This window comes from Massilia sp. Leaf139, assembly GCF_001424165.1.
Lineage (GTDB): Bacteria > Pseudomonadota > Gammaproteobacteria > Burkholderiales > Burkholderiaceae_D > Telluria.
On sequence record NZ_LMOJ01000022.1, the window covers coordinates 441228 to 458195 of the forward strand.

The following is a 16968-nucleotide window of genomic DNA, read 5'->3' on the forward strand; positions in this document are numbered from 1 at the left end:
CTCAATACTCCAGCGGCAGGGCGACGCGCTTGCCGTCGCGCGCGGACATGTAGGCCGCGACCAGCACCTCGAGGGATTTCAGGCCTTCGCGTCCGTCGGTCTCGGGCTCGGCCTCGCCGCGCAGCACCTTGATCACGTTGTCGTAATAGAGCGGGTGGCCGAAGCCGTAGACCGAAGTGGTCTCGTAGCTGGCGTCGCGCACCCGAGCGTCGTCCGGGTCGGGCTGGGCGAATTCCCATTGCTGAACTTCGTTGACGGCCACGCCGCCGATGCGCACGGTGCCGTGCTCGCCCAGGATCGTGATCGAGCCTTCCATGTTGCGCGGGTAGGTCAGCATGGTGACGTTCATCGATCCAAGCGCGCCATTGCGCCAGCGCAAGCTGATGACGCCGGTATCCTCGACCTCGATGTTGCGCGCCAGCGTGGCTGTGTAGGCTTGCAGGCTTTCGACCGGGCCGACGATCCAGTCGATCAGGTCGACATAATGGCTGGCCTGGTTCATGAAGGCGCCGCCGTCGAATTCCCAGGTGCCGCGCCATTTCGCGCTGTTGTAGTACTCGTCGGGACGCGTCCAGAACACGTTCAGGTTGACCATGTAGATGCGGCCGAAGCGCTTTTTCTCGACCGCGCTCTTGAGCAGCTGCAACGTGGCGTTGCGGCGGTTCTGCTTGACGACGAACAGGCGCACGCCGGCCGCATCGGCCGCGGCGACCATGCGCTTGCCGTCTTCCCAGCGCGTGGCCATCGGCTTCTCAGTGATGATGTGGCGCCCGGCGCGTGCGATCTGGACGGTCTGCTCGGGATGCAGCCCCGACGGCGTGGTGACGATGAAAGCATCGGCCTCGCACCTGGCCAGCATCTGGTCGAGGCTGGCATAGGCTTCGGCGCCGGTCTTGTCGGCGGCTTCCGCCAGCGCGCGCGGGTCGATGTCGCACACGCCGACCAGTTCGCAGCGGTCGCGGTGCTGGCGGATGGCGTTGAAGTGGTTGTTGGCGATACGGCCGCAGCCCACGAGGGCGAAGCGGATCTTGCGGTCGACGATGGCGGGGGGATAGTTACGCATGATCTTCTCCGGTGGACGACTCAGGCCTTGACGACGTGGGGCAGGCGTTCGAGGTACACGCCGCGGGTGTCGACGATCAGGTTGGCGTAGCGGCGGATCATGTCGTAGTCGAACGCGCTGTGGCTGGTCGCCAGCAGCACCAGGTCGTAGGAAGCGAGCGAATCGGGCGTCAGCGTCACGCTCGAGAGCTCGAAGCGATGCTCGCGCATGCGCGGGAAGACCGGGACGTGCGGGTCGGAATAATCGACATGGGCGCCCTTGTCGCGCAGGATCTCCATCAGTTCGACCGACGGCGACTCGCGCATGTCTTCGACATCCTTCTTGTAGGCGATGCCCAGCACCAGTACCCGGCTGCCCATCACCGAACGTCCGCGCTGGTTCAGCGCGTCGGTCACCTTGCCGATCACCCAGTGCGGCATGTCGCTGTTGATCTCGCCGGCCAGTTCGATGAAGCGGGTGTGGACGCCGTACTGGCGCGCCTTCCAGGTGAGGTAGAAGGGGTCGATCGGGATGCAATGCCCGCCCAGGCCGGGGCCAGGATAATAAGGAGTGAAACCGAAGGGCTTGGTGGCCGCCGCGCGGATCACTTCGTGGATGTCGATTTCCATCTTGTCGGCGATGATCTTCATCTCGTTGACCAGGCCGATGTTGACCGCGCGGTGGATGTTTTCCAGAAGCTTGGTCAGCTCCGCGGCACGGGTCGAGCTGACCGGCACGACGCGGTCGATCGCGGCGCTGTACAGGGCCACGCCCGCTTCCAGGCAGGCCGAGGTGCTGCCGCCGCACACCTTGGGAATGGTGCGCGTTTCGAAATGCGGATTGCCCGGGTCTTCGCGTTCCGGCGAGAACACGAGGAAGACTTCGCGGCCCACGGCGAGGCCGCGCGACTCCAGGCGCGGACGCAGTTCTTCCTCGGTGGTGCCGGGGTAGGTGGTGCTTTCCAGCGAAATCAGCTGGCCCGGACGGATGAAGGGCAGCAGCGCGTCGGTCGTGTCGAGCACGAACGAGAGATCCGGTTCGCGATAGGCGTTGAGCGGCGTCGGCACGCAGATGATCAGGGCGTCGGGCTCGTTGGCGCGGGTGAAATCGGTCGTGGCCTCGAAACCCACGGTACGGGCGGACTCGATCGCGGCGGCCGGAATGTGCTCGATATAGCTTTCGCCGCGATTGAGTTTCTCGACCTTGGCCGTGTCGATGTCGATCCCCAGCACCCGAAAACCGCAGGCCGCGTAGCGCAGGGTCAGGGGCAGACCGACATAGCCGAGTCCGATGATGCCGATGACTGCCGTGCGGTCGCGCAGTTTCGCTGTGAGTTGCTGCAGGTGGGCCGATTGTTGTTCGTCGCGCATGTGTTCCTCGCCAACTATTAATGGTGGGTGGGTGAAGAGGGGTGCCGGTACTAGATGCGGAAGGGCACGAATTTATGGATGAGGCTTAGCCGTGCCTTGCCGGCTTCCAGCTCCGGTTCGGGTATCGGCGCCGGCGCGGTGACCGGCATTTGGGGGGTGTATTCGCTGACGATGGCCTTGACCATCGATTCGATCATGCCGCGCTCGTGGGTTTCGCAAGCCATCATCAGGCAGGTGATGCAGGTTTCCAGCACGCTTGGGCGCAGGGCGTTTTCCTTCATGCGCATGATGCGTGGGTGCTCGCTCGGGAAGACGGTGCCGTCGGTCAGCAGCTCCTCGTGCAGCTTTTCGCCCTGGAACAGCCCGACGAACTTCACCTCGATGTCGCCGTCCGGGTTTTGCGGGGTCTTTTCCGTCAGGCCGGACATGGCGAGCAGGGTGCGGGCCAGCTCGACGATGCGCACTGGTTCGCCCATATCGAGCACGAACACGTCGCCGCCCTTGGCCATGGCGCCGGCCTGGATGACCAGCTGCGCCGCTTCCGGAATCAGCATGAAGTAGCGCGACACCTCGGGGTGGGTAATGGTCAGCGGCCCGCCGCGGGCGATCTGGCGCTGGAACAGGGGGATCACCGAGCCGGACGAGCCGAGCACGTTACCGAAGCGAACCATGCAGAAGGTGGTCTGCCCGCCGTGCTTGGTGGCCGCCGCCTGGAAGATCAGCTCGGCGATACGCTTGCTGGCGCCCATGATGTTGGTCGGGCGCACCGCCTTGTCGCTGGAAATGAGCACGCAGGTCTCGACCTTGTGGCTGGCGCAGGCCGCCGCGATGACCTGGGCGCCGAGCACGTTGTTACGCAGGCCCTCGACGATGTTCGATTCGACCAGCGGCACGTGCTTGTAGGCGGCGGCATGGTAGACCGTGTCGACGTGACTGTCGGCGAGGATGCGCTCGACCAGGTCGGCATTGCAGACCGAGCCGAGGTGGGCATCGATGCGCAGGTCGGGGAAGCGCGTGCTCAGCTCCTGGCGAATGGTATACAGCGCGAACTCGGAGTGATCGAGCAGGTGCAGCCGGCTGGGCGCCAGGGTCACGATCTGGCGGCACAGTTCGCTGCCGATGGAACCGCCGGCGCCGGTGACGAGCACGGTCTTGCCGCGCACGCAGCGGGCGAACAGGTCGAGCCGCGGCGGCACCGGCGGCCGGCCGAGCAGGTCTTCGAATTTCAGCTCGCGAATCGAGTCGCGCGGGCGCGCCCGGTCGTCGGCCAGGTCGACCAGCCGGCTCAGGATCTTGGTGGTGACGCCGGCGCCGGCCAGGCGTTGCATGATGTCGCGCAGGCGCTCGGCCGGCATGTTGGGAACGGCGATGACGACGGTGCGGATGCAGTGGGCGGCGACCAGGTCGGCCAGGCGGTCGGTGTGGAACACGCGCAGCCCGGCGATGGTGCGGTCGTTCAGTGCGCGTTTGTCGTCGAAAAAGCACACCGGGCGGTATTCGTCGCTGTTGCGCATGGTTTGTGCCAGGCGCGCACCGGCCTCGCCGGCGCCGTAGATGGCGACCGCATCGGAAGCAGGACGGCGCGTGCTGTGATTACGCAGGAAGTTGCGCATGCCGATACGCGATGTGACGACATAAGAAAACACGATGAACCAGTAAATGGCCAGCGCACTGCGCGGGAACATGGCGTCATTGATTGCAAACAGCACGACATAAGCGCATAGCACCGCAATACCGAGCGCAAAGCCGGTGGCGCTCAATAAACGGCCATCGATAAACCGAATGACGGCGCGGTACAAATCGGACATCGAGAATGCGGCGATGGTCACCAGCGCCACGATCAAATACGAGGCCGGCCCGTAATGGGAAGCGAGTTTCAGGTCGCCGCCGCGTAATAACATCGCGATCAGAAAACAAAGCGGCAATGCAACCAGATCGATGCAAACCATTAAGGCTATTTTGGTAGTCCGATGCAGCGATACCATTCCAGCGCAAAACTGGTTTAATACTCGGGCGGAAAAAGTTGGCATGGTGCGCGTTACTCGGTGGGATGGGTTGCGGTGGCAGCGGTAAGGGCGAATGCGCAGCGAAATAGGAGCGGTAATTTATTAAGAAAGATGCTGTCGGAAATAAATAAAGCGCAAGCAGGCTTTGGGCGATGTTTAGACTTACTGTTGCTGAGTAAGTTTATTATCTGCCTCACTCAGATTGCTGAGTTTGACCCCGCTCAACCGACAATTCCGAATTAAAACGAAATAACCTGTTTATTTAATCCAGGAAATGTAATTAGGAAATAAATCGCGGGATTGGTGACAATAGATTTCCGTTGGGAATATAAGCAGCGGAAACTGGGCTAATAAGCAAATGCGAATGGCGGAATACGCGCCGTGGTGTGGAGAGCAGAACGGTGGAGGGCGTGCCGGATGGCGGAGGGACGGGAAGCTGCCTGGCAGCGACCCTAGAAAAGCAGAATCGTGGCGGGCGCGGCCGGGTGGTCGCGCCCGAAGCCGTCAGGTGCCGGGACGCGGCTGCGGTGCCATTGGCGGCACCACGATGTTGTCGTTCAGACGCAAGAACTTGAAGCCGGCCAGGTGCTGGCCGTTCTTCCCTTCACGCGCGTTGCGTGCCTCGCGCTCGGCGGCGCGGGCGATGAAGGACTCAAAAGTCTCCTCGCGCACCTTCGGTTCCTGCGAGTGCAGGAAATGGCGCTCGCCGTTCGGGCCGAGCACCACCAGGCCGACATGCGAGGCCCAATGGGCGCCGTCGCGGGTGGAGATCACGTTGACGAAGTCCCCCTCCTGCAGTTGGGCCGCGAGCGCCGCCACCTGGTCCCTCGGCACGTAATGCTGGCGGCTGGTTTCGACCGGGATATCGCGCTCCGTGTTGTGGCGGGTCTTGAGGAAGCGCGCGCGGTCGATCCGCAGCTCGTAGCTCGGGCCGTTCGCGCCGGCCAGCGCCGCACTGACGTCGGTGACCAGCCAGTTGTTGGCCACGTTCCAATCCGTCTCGGTGTAGTGGTTGCGTGTGGCGACGCCGATCACGCCATCGCGGTAGCGGATGCGCTGCAGCATCCAGAAGAACTCTTCCCAGGAGCGCGACAATGCCATCGCATAGGTGTGTTCCGCAAAGACGACGCAATCGCTGCGCTCCAGGCTAAACAGCGGCAAGTCGTCATGCACTTCGAAGGGAAATTCGCCCAGCAGGTTCAGCAGATAAGGCTGGCCCAGGTTCTTGCGTCCGATCGCGGCGATACGCTTGCGCAGGTCGGGTTCCTGGGCGTGCACCCAGGCGATGTAGCGTCCGGCTTCGGCCGGCTTCATCTGGAAGATCTGCTTTTGCAGGACTGCCTCCAGGGGAACGGGTGCGGCGGGGACGGCCGGCGGCAGGGCGGACTGGCTGGCGCAGCCGCCCAGGGCGGCTGCGAACAGCAGGGGAACGAGGCGCATGGAAGGTCTCCGTGTTGTGTTTGCAAGACGCTAACGCGGCGGCGCGCACTTTGACAATGAAAATTTGTCGCCCGTCCATAACCTGCGTGTTGTGTAACTCAAACATTCCTTCAAGTTATGGCTGAGGGATCACAAGTAATTTTCCAGTCATTAACTTATAGCTAATACTATCAATATGGCAGGGTTCGCCTGCCGCTGCATCACACCATACTTATATCCAGGAGAGAGAGCATGTTCAAACAGAAGCCGCTGGCCGCTGCCGTGTCGCTGGCCGTACTGGGCCTGAGCGCATTGCCGGCGTTGGCACAAACCGGAGGAGACACCGGAATGCAGACGGTCGAAGTGACGGGTATCCGCGCCTCGATGGCCAAGTCGCTCAGCGTCAAGAAGAACGCGACCGCCAACGTCGAGGTCATCACAGCCGAAGACGTGGGCAAGATGCCGGACAAGAACCTGGCCGACTCGCTCCAGCGCCTCTCGGGGGTGGCGGTGCGTACCGACTACGACGAAGCGGAAAAGGTGTCGATGCGCGGTACGAATGCCGACATGACCCTGATCATCTTCAACGGCCACACCGTCTCCGGCGGCGATTGGTATGTCGCCGACCAGCTCTCCAGCAGCCGCTCGACCAGCCTGTCGCTGATGCCTTCGCATGTGCTGAACCAGGCGCTCGTCTATAAAACCTCGCAGGCGAACATCGTCGACGGCGGCCTGGCCGGCACCATCAACGTCACGACCCGCAAACCGCTGTCGCAGAAAGAGCGCTTCTCCGGCCTCGTCAGCGCCGGTGCGAGCTATGCCCAGTTGCCGGGCAAGACCGGGCCCGACTTCAACGCCACCATGAACTGGAAGAACGAAGCGGGCACCCTCGGCTTCATCGTCCAGGGCTTCGCGGAGAAGCGCTACGTGCGCCGCGATTCCGTCTCGCGCTTCGCCTATGCCGGCGGCAGCGGCTGGGACGTGATCGACACCTCGCGCATGCTGGGCATCACCGACGCCTCACTGGCGGGCACCGGCTACAAGGCCGCTGACCTGAACGGCGTGCGCATTCCAGGCTCGATGAGTACCGAATTCGTCGAAAGCGTGCGCGACCGCAAGGGCGGCATGTTCTCGCTCCAGTTCAAGCCGAACAACGACCTCGACATGACCATGACGGGCTTCCACTCGGGCATGAAGGCGAACAATTTCGGCCGCCTGAACGCCGGCGCCATGTTCAGCATGCTGCGCGGCGAAAACGGCCCGACCGGCGGCACCGCCCCGACCTCGTCGAACGGCCAGCGCGTCTACGCGCAGATCAAGAATCCGGTGATCGTCAACGAAACCACGCTTTACGGCGACCAGCTGCGCGTGCTGAAGAGCGCCGACATCATGTATGCGCCGGGCACCACCCCGCAGTACATCGGCGAGACCGAAGGCGCCTACCGCGACGGCGCCGAATCGAGCAGCGCCTTCCTCGACTTCGACGCCAAGTACCGCGTCAACCAGGATCTGACCGTCAAGACCCTGTTCTCGACCACCAAGGGCGTCGGCAAGACCGGCCTCGACCAGGGCCTGACCTACACCCGCTACGGCACCGGCGTCTCGTATGCGCTGGGCAGCCTGCGCGATGCGCCCTTCGTCCAGTACTTCGGCACCGGCCCGAACGTGCCCGGCATGAATGCCGACGGCAGCGGCTACCGCCTGACCGGCCGCGCGGCTTCGGGCGTGAAGACGACCGACAAGGAAAACAGCGTGCAGTTCGACGCCGAATACCGCCTCGAGAAGGGCGTGTTCCAGTCGCTCGAAGCCGGCGTGCGCTACGCCGACCACCGCCGCGAGAGCGCGCGCCGCTTCCCGCAGCTGCGCAGCTCGAACCTGTCCGTGAATGCGCCGACCGGTGCCGGCAGCTTCATCGCCTATCCGTCGGACTTCGGCGCCGGCCTGGACGGCCCGGCCGGCTGGGACAACACCAGCTGGACGCTGACCCCGGAAGCCCTGAAGGCCTATTTCGCCGCCAACTCGAAGGCGACTTCGCCCGACTGGGAACGCCGCGCCGCCACCGAACTCGACATGCGCGAGCGCCAGAGCGCCGCCTATGTGATGGCGAACATGGAAGCCGAGCGCTGGTCGGGCAACGTCGGCCTGCGTTTCGTGCGCACCCGCGTCAACGCCCAGGTGCCGATCCCGCTGCCGACCGGCGCCTGCGCGCGCTCGGCCCCGGGCCAGCCGGCCATTCCGTGCCCGGCTTACCCGACCGCGCTCACCACGGTGGGCGAGGGCGTGCAGTTCTACGACGACACCGTCTTCAATCCGCTGGCCGGCGTCGTGTACTACAAGCGTCCAACCGACCAGACCTTCGACGACTTCCTGCCGAGCCTGAACCTGCGCTATGAACTGACCAAGGACATGATCGCCCGCTTCGGCGCGAGCAAGACCCTGGGCCGCCAGAACTACAACCTGCTGGGCGCGGGCTACACCGGCGCCAACTGCCTGGTGAGCGGCTGCACCGTCAATGGCCCGAACCCGAACCTGGGCCCGATGACGGCGAAGAACATCGACGCCTCGTGGGCCTGGTACTTCGCACGCCGCTCGATGGTGGCCGTGAACGTGTTCTATTCGAAGATCGACGGCTATCCGAAGACCGGTTCGGCCGGCGCCGACACCGTCGAACTGGTGTACCCGCTCGACAGCAGCCTGCGCACCTTTGCCGTCAACAGCTCGACCCAGCAGGGCGCGCGCATCGCCGGCATCGAGCTGTCGTACGAACAGCCTTTCGGCAGCACGCCCTTCGGCTTCACGTCGAACGTGAGCCGCGCCAAGACCAAGGTCGACGACGGCCGTCCGATGACCGGCGCTTCCGAGTACGCGGCCAACCTTGGCGCCTACTTCGAAAACGACCGTCTGTCGGCGCGCCTGGTGGCGAACTACCGCAGCGAGTACGTGAACACCACGACCGCGCCGACGCCGAACTCGACGAACAACAAGGCGCCGGTTGCCGGCATCCTGATGTTCGCGGCGCCGACGATGGCCGCGCCGGTGACGACCCTGGCCTTCAACGCCAGCTACAACATCTCGCCGAATCTGATCGTCTCGTTCGACGCGACCAACCTGACCAACGTCAAGCGCGCCTACTATCGCTACAGCGAAGAAGAGCAGCAGAAGCTGGACGTCAGCGGCCGCCAGTTCTACCTGAACCTGAAGTACAAGTTCTGACCGAACAAGTCTGAGGTAGTGTGGGAAGGGGAGCCGCGGCTCCCCTTTTTTTATCCGTGTATGTGTAGTCCTACACCACAACGCGCCGCTTCGGCAGCTCAGCCTTATGCCGAATGTGCGCCACCTAACGGTCGATCCGCGGCCCCCGGACTATGATGAAGCCGTGTGAGTGAGGCGCCAGCGAATTCGTTCTGCAGGCCTGCCAAATACCTCAACAGGTTAGCCGGTCGCCTCGAGGATCGGCACCAGAATTCATAGGCCGGCGCCATGTGGCGGCGGACGCTACAAAACCGGAAGCGGAGGCCCCATGTCTGCCACGACCAAGAATCCACCGAAGCACCTGGTGCGCGAGTATCTCGCCCGCCGGAAGCGCGATCCGCAACCGCCACCGACGCCCGAGGAAATCCGGCGCCAGCTTGGGTGGGAGATGCTGATGCCGGCGGATCTGAAACTGGCGCAGGGCCGCTCCTAGGCTTTCCGGCATACCGTTTTATTAGAGGAGAAGCACATGACCAAGCGTATCGGTAACAAACACGAAGCCCAGCACCGCGGCCGCGAAGAGCGTCTCGACATCCGCCGCACCAACATCGCCCGCGAGGCCGTCAAGCAGGCCACCGCCCGCGCCAAATACCGCAACCAGGTCAAGGGCCAGTCCCAGATGGATCTGTCCGCACCGGCCGCCTGATCTTTTTCAGGTCATAAGAGCCCGCCCGATATTAAGGCGGGCTTTTTTTCGTTTCACGCCTTTACCTTCCTGCGCAACATTGTCGCAGCCCGCCCGCCGTACCTCGTTCCGCGCCGTTCACCTAATCTTTCGTCGTTCGCCGATCCCGCTCCGTCGTTCGCCGAAAGCCGCTTTTCCTCCTCGTCGACCGCCGCTAAGCTCATTCCATCACAACACGGAGGGCGACATGAGTTCTGACAACGGCTACACGACACGCAAACAAATGCTTTGGGGCCTGGTTCTGATTGCGGTCGGTACCATCTTCCTGCTCGACCGCATGGACATCGCCGACGCTTCGTCGATATGGCATTATTGGCCGCTGCTGCTGGTCGTGGTCGGCATCAACCAGACCATCGGCTATCCGAGCGCGCGCGAATTCAGGAGCGGACTGTGGACGATCTTCATCGGCCTGTGGCTGTTCGCGGTGTTCGAGAACCTGTTCGGCCTGACCTTCCGCAATAGCTGGCCGCTGTTCCTGCTGATGGCCGGACTCCAGCTCGTGCTGGCGCCGGTGATCGCGCGCCGCTTCCCGGATTCGGCCCGGATCTCGAAGGAGAAGGATCATGCATAAGGACACCATCGACGAACGCCGCGCCGCCCGCCATGCGCGCCGCGAAGCCCGCCGCGCCGACCGCGGCGCCACCAGCCAGGTGCTGATGGGCGTGCTGGTCATCGCCGTCGGCCTGCTGTTCCTGCTCGATAACCTCGATTTCATCGACGTCCATGACGCACTGGTCTTCTGGCCGCTGATCTTCATCTTCGCCGGCGTCGCCAAGCTGCTCGACACCACCACGCCAAACGGCTACCTGGTGGGCCTGGCCGGCATCGGCATAGGTGTGACCATGATCCTGCACCGCCTCGGCATCATCTATTTTTCGTGGCGCGCGGCCTGGCCGCTGATCCTGATCGCGGTCGGCGCCATGGTGGTGTACCGCGCCATGACGGGGCAGCGCACGGCGCGCTTCGGCGTGGTGGCCGTCGACGACAAGGACGCGCCGCAGGATCCGCTCGCCAAGGAAGTGCAGACGGTGGACGTGACGGCGGTGCTGGGTGGCTTCGAGCGCCGCGTGCACACCCAGGACTTTCGCGGCGGCGAAGTGACTGCGGTGATGGGCGGCTGTTCGCTCGACATGCGCGGCGCCTCGATGACGGGCGAGGCGGTGCTCCACGTGTTCGCCTTCTGGGGCGGCGTGACGCTCAAGGTGCCGCCCGACTGGACGGTCGTACTGCAAGGGACGCCGATCATGGGCGGTTTCGAGGAGAAGACGGTGGCCCCGCCGGACAGCACCAAGCGCCTGGTCGTGCGCGGCTACGCGATCATGGGCGGCGTCGAGGTACGCAACTGATGCGGACGCCATCCAGGGCCGCGCGGCCAATGGTGTCCGCCTGATGATGGGCGCGTTCGGCACGCGGCGCGGTACCGCGCTCTACCTGGCTGCCTGGGCGCTGCTCGGCGTGCTGCTGGCCGGCCTGACGGTGGCGGCGGGCGACGCGCCCTGGGGAACCAGCCTGCTGTTCACCGTGCCGCTGTCCCTGGTCTACGGCTGCGCCAGCGGCTTCTCTTCCTACTACCTGTGCCGCGCCTATCCATTGGCCAGCCGGGCGCTGCCTGCCGTCCTGGGCGTGTTCACCTGCACGGCGGTGTGCGCCAGCGCGCTGTGGACGGCCGCCGGTGGCGGGTATGCCGAAGTCCTGCGTGGCCTGGCGACGGGCTTGCCTTCGATGTCGCGGGCGTTCGCGGCCCTGATGTTCGGCCTGGGCGTGATCCTGTACGGCCTGACGGCCGTGGCGCATTACCTGGCGCTCGAGTTCGAGCGGGCGCGCACCCTGGAGCGGCGCGAACTGGAAATGAAGCTGGCCGCCCAGGAAGCCGAGCTGCGCATGCTGCGCACCCAGATCGACCCGCACTTCCTGTTCAACAGCCTCAATTCCATCAGCGCGCTGACCTCGATCGACCCGGTGGCCGCGCGCGGCATGACCCTGCAGCTGTCGGACTTCCTGCGCCGCAGCCTGGGCATGGACGCGCAGCGCAAGGTCGCGCTCGACGAGGAGATCGCGCTGGCCCAGGCCTTCCTGGCGATCGAACAGGTGCGCTTCGGGCCACGCCTGCGCTTCGAGCACGCCGTCGGTGAGGGAGCGGGGCGCTGCCTGCTGCCGCCGCTGCTGCTGCAGCCGCTAGTCGAGAACGCGGTCAAGCACGGCATCGGCAACCGGCTCGATGGCGGCACGGTGCGCATCCTTGCCGAACGGGCCGGCCCGCTGCTGCGCATCCGGGTCGAGAACGACGCCGACGAAGACGAGGACGGGCGCGGCCCCGCCGCCGGCTGCGGCATCGGCCTGGCCAACGTGCGCCAGCGTCTGCTGGCCACCTATGCCCACGAGGCCAGCGTGCACTGGGCGCGGCTCGATGCGCGCTTCCGGGTCGACATCGCGCTGCCCGCCGAACAAGAACCCCTGACGGAGAGCTGAAACGATGTCCATGAAGCGGCGTGTCATCATCGTCGACGACGAATTCCTGGCGCGCGTCCTGCTGCGCGAATACCTGGCGAGCTTCGCCGACATCGAAATCGTCGCCGAATGCGCGAACGGTTTCGAGGCCGTCAAGGCGATCGGCGAGCTGCAGCCCGACCTGGTCTTCCTCGACATCCAGATGCCCAAGCTGGACGGTTTCGAAGTGGTGGAACTGGCCGGCGCGCGCACGCAGTACGTGTTCGTGACGGCCTACGACCAGTTCGCGCTGAAGGCCTTCGAGGTGCGTGCGATCGACTACCTCCTCAAGCCCTTCAGCCGCGAGCGCCTGGCCCAGGCCCTGGACAGCGCCCGCGCGCGTACGACGCCGCCGGAGCAGGTCGAAGCGGTGGCGCTGGAAGCGGCGCGCCGCCACGGGCCGCTGGAACGGATCCTGATCCGCGACGGCGCCCGCGTGCATGTGGTGGCAACCAGCAGCATCGACTGGATCGAGGCCCAGGACGATTACGTCGCGATCAGCGCCGGCGGGCGCAGCTACCTGAAGAACGGCCGGATGGCGGAGCTGGAGCAGGGGCTCGACCCCGCGCTGTTCGTGCGCGTGCACCGCTCCTACATCGTCAAGCTCGGCGCCATCGACCGCATCGAGGCGCCGACCAAGGACAGCTGGTGCGCGGTGCTCAAGGACGGCAAGCGGGTGCCGGTCAGCCGCGGCGGCTACCAGAAGGTGCGCGAGCTGCTTGGCTGATCAGGCGCTGATCCGTTCGACCTGCCACCAGCGCGGCAGCAGCTCGCGCACCGCGGGCTGGTCGAAGCGATCGTCGATCAGGTAGACCACGCCCTGGTCGGATTCGGTACGGATCACGCGGCCCGCCGCCTGCACCACCTTCTGCAGGCCCGGATACAAATAGGTGTAGTCGTAGCCGGCGCCGAACATCGCCTGCATGCGCGAGCGCAGCTGCTCGTTCACCGGGTTCAGTTGCGGCAGGCCGAGGGTGGCGACGAAGGCGCCGATCAGGCGCGCGCCCGGCAGGTCGATGCCCTCGCCGAAGGAGCCGCCCAGCACCGCGAAACCGATACCGCGGCCATCGGGCTGGAAGCGCTCCAGAAAGGCGGCGCGTTCGAGTTCGCTCATGCGCCTTTCCTGGCGCCAGAGCGGCACCTCCGGATAGGCGTCGGCGAAGGCGTTCGCCGCCTGTTCGAGATACTCGAAGCTGCTGAAGAAGGCCAGGTAGTTGCCGGGCGCCTGCGCGTACTGCTGCGCCATCAGGCGGGCAATCGGCGCCAGCGAAGCGCCGCGGTGCTGGTAGCGCGTCGAGATGCGCCCGGCCACGTGCACGGCGAGCTGGCCGGCGGTGAAGGGCGATTCGACGTCGATCCAGCCCGTGTTCTCGGGCAGGCCGAGCAGGTCGGCGAAATAATGCCAGGGGCTGAGCGTGGCGGAAAACAGGGTGACCGAATGGGCGTCCCGGAAGCGCGGCGCCAGGAAGGGCGCGGGCACCACGTTGCGGATGCAGAGCAGGCTGTCCTTGCCCTGGCGCGACAGGTCGAAGACCGAGTGCGCGCCGAAGGATTCGGCCAGGCGCGTGAAGTGCAGGGCGTCGAAGTGGAAGCGCTGCAGGGCGGGGTCAAGCGGCCCCGGATACTCGGCGACGAAGTCGTTGACCGTGCTGGTGGCGTTGGTCAGCGCGCCCAGCAGCTTGTCGCCGGGCGCGTCCAGCACCTGGTAAGGAGCGGGCGCCGCCGCGTCGATCTCGCCCCAGACGCGCGCGACTTTCGACAGCGCCTTCTTGATCGTTGGCGGCGCGGCGGCGCGGGCGGCGCGCAGGGCGACCCGATCGAGCTCGCCCGAATACATCGAGCGCGCCCGCGACACCATGTTGTGCGCCTCGTCGACCAGCACGCTGGCGCGCCAGCCGTTGGCCTGGGCCAGCGCGTACAGCATCGCACTGCCGTCGAAATAATAGTTATAGTCGCCGATCGCGACATCGGCCCAGCGCGCCATCTCGCTGCCCAGGTAGTAGGGACAGACATCGTGGGCGAGGCCGACTTCGCGCAGCGCGGCGCGGTCGAGCACCGGAACGCCCAATGCCGCCTCGCGTGCGGCGGGCAGACGGTCGTAAAAGCCTTGCGCCAGCGGGCAGGAGTCGCCGTGGCAGGCCTTGTCGGGATGCTCGCAAGCCTTGTCGCGCGCGGCCAGTTCCAGCACGCGCAGCGGCAGTTCGGGCGCAGCGGCGCGGATCGCCCCGGCTGCATCGAGGGCAAGCTGACGGCCCGGCGTCTTCGCGGCGAGGAAGAAGATCTTGTCGATACGCTGGGCCGGCGCCGCCTTCAGCACCGGGAACAGGCTGCCGACCGTCTTGCCGATGCCGGTCGGCGCCTGGGCCAGCAGGCAGCGTCCGGCATTGTTCGCCTTGAAGACGGTTTCAGCGAGCTGGCGCTGGCCGGGGCGGAAATCCGCGTGCGGGAAACGCAAGCCTGCGAGCGCCGCGTCGCGCGCCGTGCGGTGGCGCAGCTCCTGTTCGGCCCAGGCGACGAAGCGTCCGCAGGCCTCTTCGAACATGGCTTGCAGTTCGGCGGCGCTGCGCGTCTCGCGCAATGAGGTCTCCAGCCCGCTGCCGATTTCGTAGTAGACCAGGGCCAGGTTGACCTGGTCGAGGCCGCGCGCGGCGCACAGCAGGTGACCGTAGACGCGCAGCTGCGCCCAGTGCAGGTGGCGGTGGTTGTCCGGCATCGAGGACAGCTGGCCGCGGTAGGTCTTGATTTCCTCGATCAGGTTCTGGGCCGGGTCGTAGCCGTCGGCGCGGCCGCGCACGTGCAGCGGGCCGAAGTCGCCGGACAGGGAGACCTCGGCCTGGTAGCCGTCGCCGCGGCGCGCGGTGACGACCTGGTGGCCGACGATGCCTTCCTGGGCGGTGGGCGAGGGCGTGAAGCGCAGATCGAGGTCGCCGCGCTTGGCCGTGAACTCGCACAGGGCACGCACCGCGACGACGTAGTTCATCACATCACGCGCTTCGCTCAAGCGGCCTGCTCCCATTGCAGATAGCAGACGGCCACCGGCATGTCGTGCGCCGCGCAGTAGTCGATCCAGCGCAGCTGGTTATCCTGCAGGCGGTCGCCCGGGCCCTTCACTTCGATCATCCGGTAGCGCCGTTCGCCCGGCCAGAACTGGATCAGGTCGGGAAAGCCGGTGCGGTTGACCTTGACGTCGGCGAGGATGCGCTCGCACCAGCGTTTCACGTGCGCGGCCGGGATGCATTCGAGCGCGAGTTCCAGCAGTGGGCGGTCGAGGTATTCCCAGGAGACGAAGGGCGCAGAGATGCCGTTCTTCGCTTCGAAGTTGGCGAGGATGGTGGCGCGGTAGCGGCCGTCGTCGCACTCGGCCAGGCAGCCGGCGAATTGCTCCGCGCGGCGCTGGTGGAAGTCGAGGCTGTACAGGTCGGCCGGCGCGCGGTGGAAGGGGTGGAAGAAAGCGCCCGGAATGGCGGCGAAAATGGCGCGCCAGCACAGCAGGCCGAAGAGGGCATTGGCCAGCATGTTCTCGACGTAGAACACGGGCGCCGCCTCGCTGCCGAGGTGGTCGCGCACGGCGCCTTCGACCCAGGGGCCGTCGCCCGGCACCGGCAGGCAAAGGTCGAGACGGATCGGGCTGGCGGCGCGCGGGACGAGTTCCTTCGGGTGGCCGAGCTTGCGCGCCAGGCGCGGCTTGAGGCGCGCCAGGTGCTGGCGTTCGGCGTCGTTCTCGGGCGCGCGTTCGGCTTCCTGCAGCAGGGCCCAGGCCTCCAGATGGCGCTCGGCCTTTTCCAGCACCCGGATCGCACGCCCGCGCGAACCCGGATAGCCGCAGCGCGTGTAGACGTCGATGGCGCGCTGCCAGTCCTGCTGCTTCTCGACATGCTGGCCGACCTGGAACAGGAATTTCTGGCGCCGGCCTTCCAGCCAGTCGTTGTCGAAGGCGTGCAGCGGCAGTTCGCTGATCACGTCTTCGATCGGCTCGCCGTCTTCAGCGAAGCGCTCGCGGCAGGCATGCAGCTGCAGGTAGTGGTCGATGTCGCGCCCGTCGCGGAAACCGCGCGAGGTCGGCGAGAACTCGACCTGCTCGTAGCGGAACAGGCCGAGGTCGGCCAGGACGAACTCCGTCCAGTCCTGGCGCAGGTTGCCGAAAAAGATTAGGCGCAGGCGGTCGCACAGCGGTTTCACAAGGATGCGCAGGGCGACGTCGGTGCAGCCAGGATGCCACTGCGAGAAGGCGCGCGGCTCGCCGAAGGCTTCGCGCAATGCCTCGAGCTGCTCGGCCTTGCGTGCACTCTTTTGGTGCAAGTGAGCCTGGAAGGCGTCGGCGAGCTCGGGCTTGGCCAGCAGGTCGAACAGTTCGTCGAGCGTGAGTACCGGATCGGTCTCGATCCAGCCGGTGGGGAGCAAATGCCGGGCCGCGTCGACCGGGCAGCCGATCTCCGCATAGTTCATTTTGCTGGCGCGGAACAGGTTCCCCTTGCGCATTACCATGCGCACGAACAGCGCGCGCGACGCCTGCGGCAGCGCGGGAAAGGCAGCGATGAAGGCTTGCTCGGCATCGGTCAGCAAGTCCGCGTAACGGCCGCTGATCCAATCCAGGACGCTCTGGAAATTATCCAGATAATAAAACTCGTTTTCCAGAACCCGGTTCATTTTTTGAGGCGACAACTGTGCTTATGTACAGTATAGCCTCAGGCTTCGGGAAGGCCCAGA

At 65.5% G+C, this 16968-nt stretch carries 13 protein-coding genes; 7 read left to right on the plus strand and 6 right to left on the minus strand.

The genetic code is table 11. The features are described from left to right. Position 1 precedes the first annotated feature (1 nt). The 4 genes from ASF77_RS13380 to ASF77_RS13395 form a co-directional block, all read right to left on the minus strand. The gene (locus tag ASF77_RS13380) at positions 2-1063 is read right to left on the minus strand and encodes a Gfo/Idh/MocA family protein (RefSeq protein WP_056339976.1); all 1062 of its coding nucleotides are present in this window, start codon (positions 1061-1063) and stop codon (positions 2-4) included. A 20-nt stretch (positions 1064-1083) separates the two neighbouring features. Beyond that, the gene (locus ASF77_RS13385) at positions 1084-2412 is read right to left on the minus strand and encodes a nucleotide sugar dehydrogenase (protein ID WP_056339979.1); all 1329 of its coding nucleotides are present in this window, start codon (positions 2410-2412) and stop codon (positions 1084-1086) included. A 50-nt stretch (positions 2413-2462) separates the two neighbouring features. Continuing rightward, positions 2463-4313 (minus strand): nucleoside-diphosphate sugar epimerase/dehydratase, encoded by a 1851-nt coding sequence (locus ASF77_RS13390; protein WP_229445434.1) that lies wholly within the window; start codon positions 4311-4313, stop codon positions 2463-2465. A 609-nt stretch (positions 4314-4922) separates the two neighbouring features. Continuing rightward, positions 4923-5858: an N-acetylmuramoyl-L-alanine amidase-like domain-containing protein gene (locus tag ASF77_RS13395; protein ID WP_056339986.1), complete on the minus strand. Its 936-nt coding sequence runs from the start codon at positions 5856-5858 to the stop codon at positions 4923-4925. 231 nt (positions 5859-6089) lie between these two features. Here ASF77_RS13395 and ASF77_RS13400 point away from each other — a divergent pair, with 231 nt between their 5' ends. From ASF77_RS13400 to ASF77_RS13420, 7 genes are all read left to right on the plus strand, one after another. Further along, the gene (locus tag ASF77_RS13400) at positions 6090-9050 is read left to right on the plus strand and encodes a TonB-dependent receptor (RefSeq protein ID WP_056339989.1); all 2961 of its coding nucleotides are present in this window, start codon (positions 6090-6092) and stop codon (positions 9048-9050) included. A 307-nt stretch (positions 9051-9357) separates the two neighbouring features. After that, the gene (locus ASF77_RS24675) at positions 9358-9522 is read left to right on the plus strand and encodes a hypothetical protein (protein ID WP_200934177.1); all 165 of its coding nucleotides are present in this window, start codon (positions 9358-9360) and stop codon (positions 9520-9522) included. A 36-nt stretch (positions 9523-9558) separates the two neighbouring features. After that, positions 9559-9735 (plus strand): hypothetical protein, encoded by a 177-nt coding sequence (locus ASF77_RS24680; RefSeq protein ID WP_200934178.1) that lies wholly within the window; start codon positions 9559-9561, stop codon positions 9733-9735. A 226-nt stretch (positions 9736-9961) separates the two neighbouring features. After that, the gene (locus ASF77_RS13405; RefSeq protein ID WP_056339992.1) at positions 9962-10345 is read left to right on the plus strand and encodes a LiaI-LiaF-like domain-containing protein; all 384 of its coding nucleotides are present in this window, start codon (positions 9962-9964) and stop codon (positions 10343-10345) included. Continuing rightward, the gene (locus tag ASF77_RS13410; protein ID WP_229445436.1) at positions 10338-11120 is read left to right on the plus strand and encodes a LiaI-LiaF-like domain-containing protein; all 783 of its coding nucleotides are present in this window, start codon (positions 10338-10340) and stop codon (positions 11118-11120) included. Before ASF77_RS13405 ends, ASF77_RS13410 begins: the two co-directional genes overlap by 8 nt. Positions 11121-11163: 43 nt before the next feature. Next, the gene (locus ASF77_RS13415) at positions 11164-12243 is read left to right on the plus strand and encodes a sensor histidine kinase (RefSeq protein ID WP_056339995.1); all 1080 of its coding nucleotides are present in this window, start codon (positions 11164-11166) and stop codon (positions 12241-12243) included. A gap of 10 nt (positions 12244-12253) precedes the next feature. Then, entirely contained in the window at positions 12254-12988 is a 735-nt protein-coding gene (locus tag ASF77_RS13420) for a LytTR family DNA-binding domain-containing protein (RefSeq protein WP_056340451.1), read from the plus strand. Here the strand turns inward: ASF77_RS13420 and ASF77_RS13425 are convergent, their stop codons facing one another. Both ASF77_RS13425 and ASF77_RS13430 read right to left on the minus strand, forming a co-directional pair. Continuing rightward, a complete protein-coding gene (locus ASF77_RS13425) occupies positions 12989-15241 on the minus strand; it encodes an ATP-dependent DNA helicase (protein ID WP_082493759.1) in 2253 nt (750 codons plus the stop codon). 17 nt (positions 15242-15258) lie between these two features. Continuing rightward, positions 15259-16908: a VRR-NUC domain-containing protein gene (locus tag ASF77_RS13430; RefSeq protein WP_056340001.1), complete on the minus strand. Its 1650-nt coding sequence runs from the start codon at positions 16906-16908 to the stop codon at positions 15259-15261. Between the last annotated feature and the right edge of the window lie 60 nt (positions 16909-16968).

Excerpts from the sequence above, each read along its gene's own strand:
- ASF77_RS13380 (WP_056339976.1), bottom strand. The coding sequence starts at position 1,063 with ATGCGTAACTATCCCCCCGCCATCGTCGACCGCAAGATCCGCTTCGCC.
- ASF77_RS13385 (WP_056339979.1), bottom strand. The coding sequence starts at position 2,412 with ATGCGCGACGAACAACAATCGGCCCACCTGCAGCAACTCACAGCGAAA.
- ASF77_RS13390 (WP_229445434.1), bottom strand. The coding sequence starts at position 4,313 with ATGTTATTACGCGGCGGCGACCTGAAACTCGCTTCCCATTACGGGCCG.
- ASF77_RS13395 (WP_056339986.1), bottom strand. The coding sequence starts at position 5,858 with ATGCGCCTCGTTCCCCTGCTGTTCGCAGCCGCCCTGGGCGGCTGCGCC.
- ASF77_RS13400 (WP_056339989.1), top strand. The coding sequence starts at position 6,090 with ATGTTCAAACAGAAGCCGCTGGCCGCTGCCGTGTCGCTGGCCGTACTG.
- ASF77_RS24675 (WP_200934177.1), top strand. The coding sequence starts at position 9,358 with ATGTCTGCCACGACCAAGAATCCACCGAAGCACCTGGTGCGCGAGTAT.
- ASF77_RS24680 (WP_200934178.1), top strand. The coding sequence starts at position 9,559 with ATGACCAAGCGTATCGGTAACAAACACGAAGCCCAGCACCGCGGCCGC.
- ASF77_RS13405 (WP_056339992.1), top strand. The coding sequence starts at position 9,962 with ATGAGTTCTGACAACGGCTACACGACACGCAAACAAATGCTTTGGGGC.
- ASF77_RS13410 (WP_229445436.1), top strand. The coding sequence starts at position 10,338 with ATGCATAAGGACACCATCGACGAACGCCGCGCCGCCCGCCATGCGCGC.
- ASF77_RS13415 (WP_056339995.1), top strand. The coding sequence starts at position 11,164 with ATGATGGGCGCGTTCGGCACGCGGCGCGGTACCGCGCTCTACCTGGCT.
- ASF77_RS13420 (WP_056340451.1), top strand. The coding sequence starts at position 12,254 with ATGAAGCGGCGTGTCATCATCGTCGACGACGAATTCCTGGCGCGCGTC.
- ASF77_RS13425 (WP_082493759.1), bottom strand. The coding sequence starts at position 15,241 with ATGAACTACGTCGTCGCGGTGCGTGCCCTGTGCGAGTTCACGGCCAAG.
- ASF77_RS13430 (WP_056340001.1), bottom strand. The coding sequence starts at position 16,908 with ATGAACCGGGTTCTGGAAAACGAGTTTTATTATCTGGATAATTTCCAG.